The sequence below is a fragment of the Rhizobium sp. BR 315 genome (genome assembly GCF_050577975.1).
Lineage (GTDB): Bacteria > Pseudomonadota > Alphaproteobacteria > Rhizobiales > Rhizobiaceae > Rhizobium > Rhizobium miluonense.
The window spans coordinates 108,557-117,397 of record NZ_JARWKZ010000017.1 but is presented as its reverse complement, the minus strand read 5'-3'; the positions used below and the strand labels follow the sequence as shown (position 1 = coordinate 117,397).

At 59.4% G+C, this 8,841-nt stretch carries 7 protein-coding genes; 5 read left to right on the top strand and 2 right to left on the bottom strand.

Features of this window, described 5'->3' with window-relative positions; genetic code table 11:
* Both QD409_RS18175 and QD409_RS18170 read right to left on the bottom strand, forming a co-directional pair.
* Nucleotides 1-117 (bottom strand): transposase (locus QD409_RS18175; RefSeq protein WP_430763276.1); only part of this gene is annotated, 117 nt, incomplete at its 3' end.
* 240 nt (nt 118-357) lie between these two features.
* Nucleotides 358-3,777 (bottom strand): AsmA-like C-terminal domain-containing protein, encoded by a 3,420-nt coding sequence (locus QD409_RS18170; protein ID WP_430763271.1) that lies wholly within the window; start codon nt 3,775-3,777, stop codon nt 358-360.
* Nucleotides 3,778-3,907: 130 nt separating this feature from the next.
* On the opposite strand from QD409_RS18170, the gene QD409_RS18165 reads away from it, so the two are divergent.
* The 5 genes from QD409_RS18165 to QD409_RS18145 all read left to right on the top strand — a co-directional run bounded on the left by QD409_RS18165 (nt 3,908) and on the right by QD409_RS18145 (nt 8,831).
* The gene (locus QD409_RS18165) at nt 3,908-4,390 is read left to right on the top strand and encodes a peroxiredoxin (protein WP_430763270.1); all 483 of its coding nucleotides are present in this window, start codon (nt 3,908-3,910) and stop codon (nt 4,388-4,390) included.
* 4 nt (nt 4,391-4,394) lie between these two features.
* Nucleotides 4,395-5,225: a ferritin-like domain-containing protein gene (locus QD409_RS18160; protein WP_430763269.1), complete on the top strand. Its 831-nt coding sequence runs from the start codon at nt 4,395-4,397 to the stop codon at nt 5,223-5,225.
* A gap of 115 nt (nt 5,226-5,340) precedes the next feature.
* Nucleotides 5,341-6,657, top strand: a complete 1,317-nt coding sequence (locus tag QD409_RS18155; RefSeq protein ID WP_430763268.1) for a peptidoglycan DD-metalloendopeptidase family protein — start codon at nt 5,341-5,343, stop codon at nt 6,655-6,657.
* A 197-nt stretch (nt 6,658-6,854) separates the two neighbouring features.
* Nucleotides 6,855-8,372 carry a DEAD/DEAH box helicase gene (locus tag QD409_RS18150; protein WP_092854006.1) on the top strand — a complete coding sequence of 506 codons (1,518 nt, stop codon included), beginning with the start codon at nt 6,855-6,857 and terminating at the stop codon, nt 8,370-8,372.
* A 36-nt stretch (nt 8,373-8,408) separates the two neighbouring features.
* Nucleotides 8,409-8,831: an NUDIX domain-containing protein gene (locus tag QD409_RS18145; RefSeq protein ID WP_092853948.1), complete on the top strand. Its 423-nt coding sequence runs from the start codon at nt 8,409-8,411 to the stop codon at nt 8,829-8,831.
* Nucleotides 8,832-8,841: the final 10 nt, after the last annotated feature.

Genomic DNA, 8,841 nt, shown 5'->3' with positions numbered 1-8,841 from the left:
GAGTTCTCCCAATTCACGCCGTACGTCCCCGTACAGTCTTTTCGTGCGGTATTTGCTGCCAAAAACAACGTGATACTTGCAGTCCCACGTCGCATGCGAGAGCGGTTGTTCATCCATAGAACCTCCTTGTTCGAAGTCTGGGCCAACCCAGCGGTTCAAGCAGGAGGTCTCTCAACTACCGTGTAGAACTCGTCCAGTCCTCCACCGTAGGTGGAGGTTTATTCATGAATATAACAAAGCCGGCGATCTCCGCCGGCTTTTTTGTTTTCAGTTCGCTCAGGCGCATTGTGCTAATGACCGCTCGCGCCGCTTCTCCGCTACCGGACCAAAGGTGTCACCCCAACGGACTGCGCCCGATCAAAATTCAAATATCTGCCTAAAAACACCCGGCGCGATGATCGACAGCGGATTGATCTGCATGGTCGGCTTGTCGAAGCTGCCGGTCAGTCTGAACGTAATGCCGATGAGACCGCGGTCGCTGCCATTGCCCAGAAGGAAGCCTACGAGCGGAACCTCCGCAAACAGCCGGTTCAAGCCATAGGCGGGCATGAAGGTTCCGGTTAGGTCCATCTTGTCATTGGCGTCCTTCACCGTTCCCTGGAAGGTCGCTCCGACCTGCTCACCGCGCACGACGCCATTTTCTACAGACAAAGTTCCGTCACGCAGCACCAGCCGCGCAAAACCGCGTTCAAAGCTCTGCGCTCGCGTGTCGATATTCTGCTTCACGGCGGAATTCAGGCTTTTGCCGCTCTTGCCGCTCGGTGTCGAAACGATGGTCGACAGCTTCTTTTCATCGACGATCGAGAAGTTGCGGATATCCAGCGAACCGTCCCAGTCGTCCTGCCCGATCGAGCGGAGCGACAGATTGAGCAGACCGCCCTTCAGATGCTTGTAGAGGTCGCTGAAGCGCGCCACCGCGCCTGCATCGCCGCTGGTGATGCGGATCACGCCGTTGCTGCCCTTGCTCATCTGGGTGACGAATGCTTCGCCGCTGCGGGTTACACCGGAGAAATCCACAGCCGTCGTCTTGCCGCCGGCGAATGAATAAACGCCCTTGAGGTTGCCGATCGATTCGTCGTTGAAGCCGACGACCTTCGCGAGATCGACGCGAACCGTCGCGCTCGTGCTCGTCGGATCATCCGCGCTCTTGCGCCCGCCGGAGGATGATGCCTTCACGCGCGCCAGGATCGGGCGGATGTCGGCCGAACTGCCTGATATCGTGACGTCATAGGCACCAGCCTTGCTATGTTTCAGCGACAATCCGAAATCGTCGAGCGCGGAAAGCTTCACGCCATCGAAATTCGCAGAGGACAGGCTCCCCTTGTTGATCACGAGATCGCCGCTGACACCGAAACCGTCGCCCTTGAGCATGAAGTTCTTGAGCGTCATCTGGCTATCGGGGCCGGAGGCTTCGAATTGCGCACTTGCCGGAATGCCGCTGCCTTTCGACCAGCCGATCCAGGGAACGGTCAGCGCTGCCTTACCGAGATCGACCTTAACGCCCTGGCGATCGTCATCGATGCGCGTCAGCTCTATCTTCACGGGTCCGTCGATCATATCGCGCAGGCCGGGCAGGACGGCATTGCGTTGGGCGTCGGTGAGCGTTGCCGTCACGACGCGACCGCGCTTGACAGTCGATTTACTGTCGGTCGGCTCGACCATGTCGATCTGCGCGGGAATGCCATCGATCTGCGCCTGAGCCTGCAGATGCACCGACTGCGGATCGGCATTGATCTCGCCGGTCAGATTGTCGATCTTGCGATTGCTCATCGGCTTCAACAGGTCGACATCGTTAAGCGTCAGTTTCGCTACCCAATCCGGCGGTGGCGGCTTCTGGTCGCTGATCAGGCCGATCCGGGCATCGACCTTGGCGACGATCTTGCCGTTGAAATCCTCCGGCTTGAATTCGGTCCGCTGCAGCGCCTGCACCGGCTTGTATGTCAGCAACTCCGCTATGGCATCGCCGGCACCGGAGATCGACAGGTCGAGGTCGGCCATCAAGGGCTTGTCGTATGTCGCCGGTATCGCGAAGCTGCTGTTGTTCAGCGTGATCGTTCGCCCTGTCGGGAAGTAGGAGGTCGCGGTCGCGATATCGACCGCCATCTTCGGGCCTGTCAGGTCGAAATGCGCTTTCGCGTCGCGCAGCGGTGGAATTTCACCGGGCACATTGAGGCGCACTCCGTCGATATCGAAAGCGATATGCAGCTCGTTCGGACCGAGCTGCAGCTTGCCGGTCTGCGAAGCTTCTCTCAGTCTTCCGGCGGGAATGAAGACGGATATGACCGCGTTCGTCACAGAGCCGCCAAAAAGATTGTTCTCGACCCAGATTCTCGGCTTCGAAGCCATCCAGAAAGGCCATAGCTGTTTCACGGCGGTCGTATCGAGTTTATCCGCGCGGCCGCCGAAGCTGATTTCCGGTGAACTGTCGCCGAGCTTTATGTGTAGCGACCCGAACAGCGAGCCTTGCGGCGTCGATATGCCGAGGTTCTCGAACTGAAATTCCTTTGTCGCGGACAGAAAGCGTCCTTTTGCCTGACCGTCGAAGCTGACGGACTTTTCTCCCGATATGGAGGAGGCAGCCGTGCCGTTCTTGATCAGGAAATCGATACCGAAGCCCTTGCCTGCATTGGCGTCGATGCGATCGAGATCGATCAGCGCTCCCGAAAACGGCACGACGGTCCGCGCGAACTGCGCCGTCGAGGGCGCGACCTCGAGCGTCTGGTGATCGAAATTGTAGCGGAGGTTGATGTCGGCCTGCGTCAGCTCCTGCGGGTCGCGATCCATGTAAAGCGTGCCAGGCTGGATCTTGATCGACGCTTCGAGCTTTGGATCGACGTCCGAGCCTGCTTTGACCGCCGAAAGCGTTACATCGGCGAAACTCGTGAGACCCTGGCGGGGAGTGCCGTTCGGATCGTAGGTCATCGATAATGGCGTGAGATCGAGGTTCGAGATTTTCGCGATCAAGGAGGAGCTGTGGCCTGCTTCCTGTTGCTGAGCCTTGATATCCAGTGTCGCAACCGAGCCGTTGACGGCGACCTGTCCATAAAGATGCAGCGAGTTCTGCTCTGCCCGCTCGAAAGTGAGATTGTCGACCACGAGAGAGATGGGTGGACCTTCTGCACGTGCCAGCTTGACCGAGAAGCCGGAAATCCGCACCGAATTCGTACCGCCGCGCTGCACGAAGCGCTCCAGAAAATCGAGATTGTCGAAAGCTTCGGTCAACGCCTGCGGCAGCGCATTCACATGCAATTGCGTGAGGTCGACGGGATCCCCCTGAGGCAGAAGCGAAGTATCGAGCGCTATGCCTTCCGCCGCGACGCTCGCCACCTCCACTCGCCCCTCGATGAGAGCAAGCGGATCGAGCTGCATATTGACAGCTGACATGGTCGACAGGTGCTTGCCGCTCTCCTGATCGACGACATTCACGTTGCGCGCCTCCAGTGCCAGTCGCAGGCCGGACGTGAAGCGAACCACGGTTGCGCCGACCTCGGCCTTGTAGCGCGGGCCGATTGCCTTATCGAGGGCCGTTTGTGCCTTCTGCGACAACGGCGTATCGAAGATGCCGCTTTCTATGGTGAAGATCACCGCTCCCAGTATTATGGCCAGGAACGCAAAGAAAACCATGGTCATGCGGCAGACGTGCCAGACATGCGAACGGCTGCGGCTGCTGCGTTCTGGCACATGCACGATAAGGGGGTCTTCGACCTGAGCGGACGGCAGATGGTCGAGTGACACGAGATCCTTTTTGCGGAATATTACCTTTTCGCCTCGGATCACTCCTGTGCGTCCCTTTCATTCTCAGCAATTTTGTTGGTGACGCCGCGTCCTATGTGGACGCCATACCCGATCAGTATATATGGCTCACCCTGTGTGTCATCTAAAAAACCGGCAAAAGAAAGGTTTTATCGTGACGGAAGTCTCCACAATTCAACTGAACCTTGGCGATAAGGCGCCGGATTTTCATCTGCCTCGCGATGGCGGCGGAGATGTGCGCCTTGCGGATTTTGCCGGGAAGGTGCTGGTCGTATATTTCTACCCCAAGGACGATACGACGGCCTGCACGACGGAATCGATTTCCTTCACGGCGCTTGCCTCCGAATTTCATAAGGCAGGCGTTGTCATCCTCGGCGTCTCGCCGGATTCTGTGAAAAGTCATGATAAATTCGTCAAGAAGCATGCGCTTTCCGTCCCGCTGGCCTCGGATGAAGAAAAGACCATGGCGATCGCCTATGGCGTCTGGCGCGAAAAAAGCATGTATGGCCGCACCTATATGGGCGTCGTTCGCTCGACCTTCCTGATCGGCGCCGATGGGCGGATCGCCAGAATCTGGGACAAGGTCAAGGTTGCCGGGCATGTGGAGGATGTTCTGGCCGCCGCGAAGGAGCTTTAACGGCATGGCGGGCAACCCCAACGCGATCATATCGCTCCGCGGTGGCGCTATCGATGCCATCCGGTCGGCCGATCTCGATCGCAAGACCGCGTTGGCCCAGGAATCGGCAACGCGCTGGTTTGCGCGCACCCTGTCTCTGCGCTCGCCGCTCGATCCGCCGCTGGCGGATCGGCCCGGTCGGCCGGAACACCCGGAGCTGGTGCCGCCCAAGCATATGGAAAAGCGCTCCCTGCATACGCTAAAGGGCCGGATCGCCTTGCTGCATGCCATTGCCCATATCGAGCTGAACGCGGTCGATCTCGCGCTCGACATCGTTGCGCGCTTCGCAACCGAGCCGGTTCCAAACTCGTTCTTCGACGGCTGGATGCAAGTTGCCTTCGAGGAGGCTAAACATTTCCGCATGGTCCGGGAAAGGTTGCGCGAACTCGGCGCGGATTATGGCGATCTACCGGCCCATGACGGCCTGTGGCAAGCGGCGCACGCGACCCGCACCGACCTGACCGCCCGCCTCGCGGTCGTGCCGTTGATCCTCGAAGCCAGAGGGTTGGATGTGACACCAGCGCTGCAGGCGAAAATGCGCAAGACCGGCGACATGGAAAGCGCGGCGGTGCTCGATGTCATCTACAACGACGAAAAGGGCCATGTTGCCGTTGGTGCCAAATGGTTTCGCTTTCTCTGCGCCCGCGAAAAGCGCGATCCGGCCCGCACGTTCCAGGAACTGGTTCGCGCAAACTTCCGCGGCTCGCTGAAGGCACCGTTCAACGACATCGCGCGCGCCGAAGCCGGGCTCACGCCCTCGTTCTATCGCTCCCTGACTTCCACAAGCAACGCATGATATACTGATAAAACTCAATTTTTCCGGTAACTACTACTGAAACGGAAAGCATTCATTAACCATAATACCGTGTACTTCCATTGGGTGCCAAAAGGCATCAATTGGGAGAGTCTCGGTGACAGCAAGGCCTCAAAACCGGGTTTTCGGCAAACAGCGGCGGCATCACACCATCATCCTCGCAAGCGGCGATATGGTGCGACATATGACCGTGCGCCCATGGATGGCGGCCCTCGCCGTCTGCATGGTCGGTATCTTTTCGATCGGTTACCTCCTGGCGACATCCTATCTCGTCCTGCGCGACGACCTGATCGGCGCGACCATGGCGCGGCAGGCTCGCATGCAATACGACTATGAAGATCGCATCGCCGCGCTGCGCGCCCAGGTCGATCGTGTCACTTCGCGGCAGCTTCTCGATCAGCAGGTTGTTGAAGAGAAGGTCGATAAGCTGATCGAGCAGCAACAGCAGCTCTCCTCGCGCGGCGGCAAGCTCAACGCGCTGCTCGACCGGGCCGAAAGCTCTGGCCTCAGCGACAAAAGCCCTCACGCGGAGGCAAATGCACCGGCCGGCAAAAACGAACACGCGCAGCTGACGGCACCGAAGGCGATCGAAAAACTTCTTTCCGGCGGCAAGCCTGCTGATGCCACTCCCGACAATTCCACCCTCGGTTATGTCCCTGCCCCCGAAACCGTTGCCGACCGCGCCGATCGCGTCTTTTCCAAGGTGACGCTGTCGCTGAAACACATCGAACAGGACCAACTGACCCGTATCCGCAATCTCACCGCCGATGCCTCCGGCACGGCGAACGAGATTCAGGTGATCATGCACGATGTCGGCGTGAAGGTTCCGAATGCGATCGCGAGCAGCGCAGTTGAGGACGCCGATGGCGGCGTGGGCGGCCCCTATGTCGCGCCGGAAAATGTCGATCAGTTCGAGCAGTCCATGGCCGATCTAGATACGGCGCTGACGCGCCTGGAGACGGTGCGAGGTACTGCCGAGAGCTTGCCCTTCCGCAATCCTGCACCAGGCAAGCTCGTCACCAGCCCCTTCGGCAACCGCAAGGACCCGTTCTTCGGCACGCTGGCCCTCCACACCGGCACCGATTTTCATTTCAGTCCCGGCGAAAAGATCAAGGCGACGGCTCCAGGCAAGGTAGTGTCGGCTGGCTGGACGGGCGGCTATGGCAACATGGTCGAGATCGATCATGGCGACGGCATATCCACGCGCTACGGCCATATGGAACAGATACTTGTCAAAGTCGGCGACAAGGTCGGCCGGGGCGGCGTGGTCGGTCTCGCCGGCAGCACCGGTCGTTCGACGGGGACGCATCTGCACTACGAAGTCCGGGAAAACGGGCATTCGGTGGACCCGATGTATTTCATTAATGCCGGCACGAAGCTCGCAAGTTACATCAGCGGATTAGGCGCAATTTAGCTGCGGAAATTGTGACAAACGCGCAACAAAGATGACACTAATCTAAAAATTGCGCCCCGAATGAACTTCGGGCCTATAGAAGCACCCACTTTCCTTGACTTCGCGGGTATTTGGTTCTATGTCGCGCTGCATTCCGGCACGTTGTTGCGTGTCGATTCATGGTGTTCGACCGAACCAAGACGGAACCAGTTTTCCCTTTGACAACATTTGCTGACCTTGGCCTGAGCCAAAAAGTCCTTTCCGCGGTTACCGACGCGGGTTACACCACACCGACTCCGATCCAGGCCGGTGCCATCCCCTTTGCGCTCCAGCGCCGTGATATCTGCGGCATCGCCCAGACGGGAACCGGCAAGACGGCCTCTTTCGTGCTGCCCATGCTGACGCTGCTCGAAAAGGGCCGCGCCCGCGCCCGCATGCCGCGCACGCTGATCCTGGAGCCGACGCGCGAGCTGGCGGCTCAGGTCGCCGAAAACTTCGAAAAGTACGGCAAGAACCATCGCCTGAACATCGCGCTGCTGATCGGCGGCGTGTCCTTCGAAGAGCAGGACCGCAAGCTCGAGCGCGGTGCCGATGTGCTGATCTGCACGCCCGGCCGCCTGCTCGACCATTTCGAGCGCGGCAAGCTCCTGATGAGCGGCGTGGAAATCTTCGTCATCGACGAGGCCGACCGCATGCTCGATATGGGCTTTATCCCGGATATCGAGCGCATCGCTAAGCTCATTCCCTTTACCCGCCAGACGCTCTTCTTCTCGGCAACGATGCCGACCGAAATCCAGAAGCTGGCCGACCGCTTCCTTCAGAATCCGGAACGCGTCGAAGTCGCAAAGCCTGCGTCGACGGCAAAGACCGTTACGCAGCGTTTCGTGGCCTCGCATGGCAAGGACTATGAGAAGCGCGCTACGCTGCGCGATCTCATCCGCGCGCAGACCGACCTGAAGAACGCCATCATCTTCTGCAACCGCAAGAAGGACGTGGCCGACCTCTTCCGTTCGCTCGAACGCCACGGCTTCTCCGTCGGCGCACTGCACGGCGACATGGACCAGCGCTCGCGCACCACGATGTTGCAGAACTTCCGTGATGGCCAGATCCAGCTTCTCGTGGCTTCCGACGTCGCGGCACGCGGCCTCGATCTTCCCGATGTCGGCCATGTCTTCAATTTCGATGTTCCGATTCACTCGGAAGATTATGTCCACCGCATTGGCCGTACCGGCCGTGCCGGCCGCTCCGGCGCCGCTTTCACCATCGTGACGAAGCGCGACACCAAGCATGTCGACGCGATCGAGAAGCTGATCGGCGAAGATGTCCAGTGGCTGAACGGCGACCTGTCGGCGCTGCCGCCGGCAGACGAGAGCGGGGACGACAATCGCTCCCCCCGCCGCCGTGATCCCAAGAGCCGAGGCCGCGACCGTGATCGCAGCCCCAGAGGCCGGAGTGCCTCGAGTCATAAATCTGATATCGATGTCGAAGATAATGACGTCGTGGCGATCGAAGCAGCACCAGCAAAGGCCGAAAGCGTGAGAAACGAGCGCAAGTCTGAGAACAACAACAAGTCCCACAACGGTTCTCGCAACAACAACCGGCCCTTCCCTGCTGCCAACGACGACAATCGCGAACGCCGTAGCCGCTATCGCGACCATGATGACGGCCCGACGCCGGTCGGCTTCGGCGACGACATTCCGGCTTTCATGCTCATCGTTGCAAATGCGAAGGCCTGATAGGCCCCATTTAGACGCACATCTCGGGATGTACGCATGGGCAAGCCCGGCATCGATTTCCCCGGATTAGGAACCGGTCTCGCAATATTGCGGGACGGGAAGGTTTTGCTCTACCGGCGCCTCAAGGCGCCGGAAGCCGGATTTTGGAGCATTGTCGGCGGCAAGGTCGACCATATGGAGCCCGCCGCCCAGGCCGCCATCCGCGAAGCGGAAGAGGAAAGCGGCCTCTCGATCGGCAAAATCGACCACCTCTGCACAGTAGAGGTGATCGTCGAGGCGGATCGCCAGCACTGGATCTCGCTGATCTATGTCTGCCGGGATTTCTCGGGTGAGCCTAGCCTGATGGAGCCCGACAAGCTCTCCGATTTCGGCTGGTTCGGCCGTGACGACTTGCCAACCCAGCTTTCCGAATTTGCCAAAGCAACCATCGCCCATTTGAGCAAAAAAGACTTCCGCTGACGCCTATAGC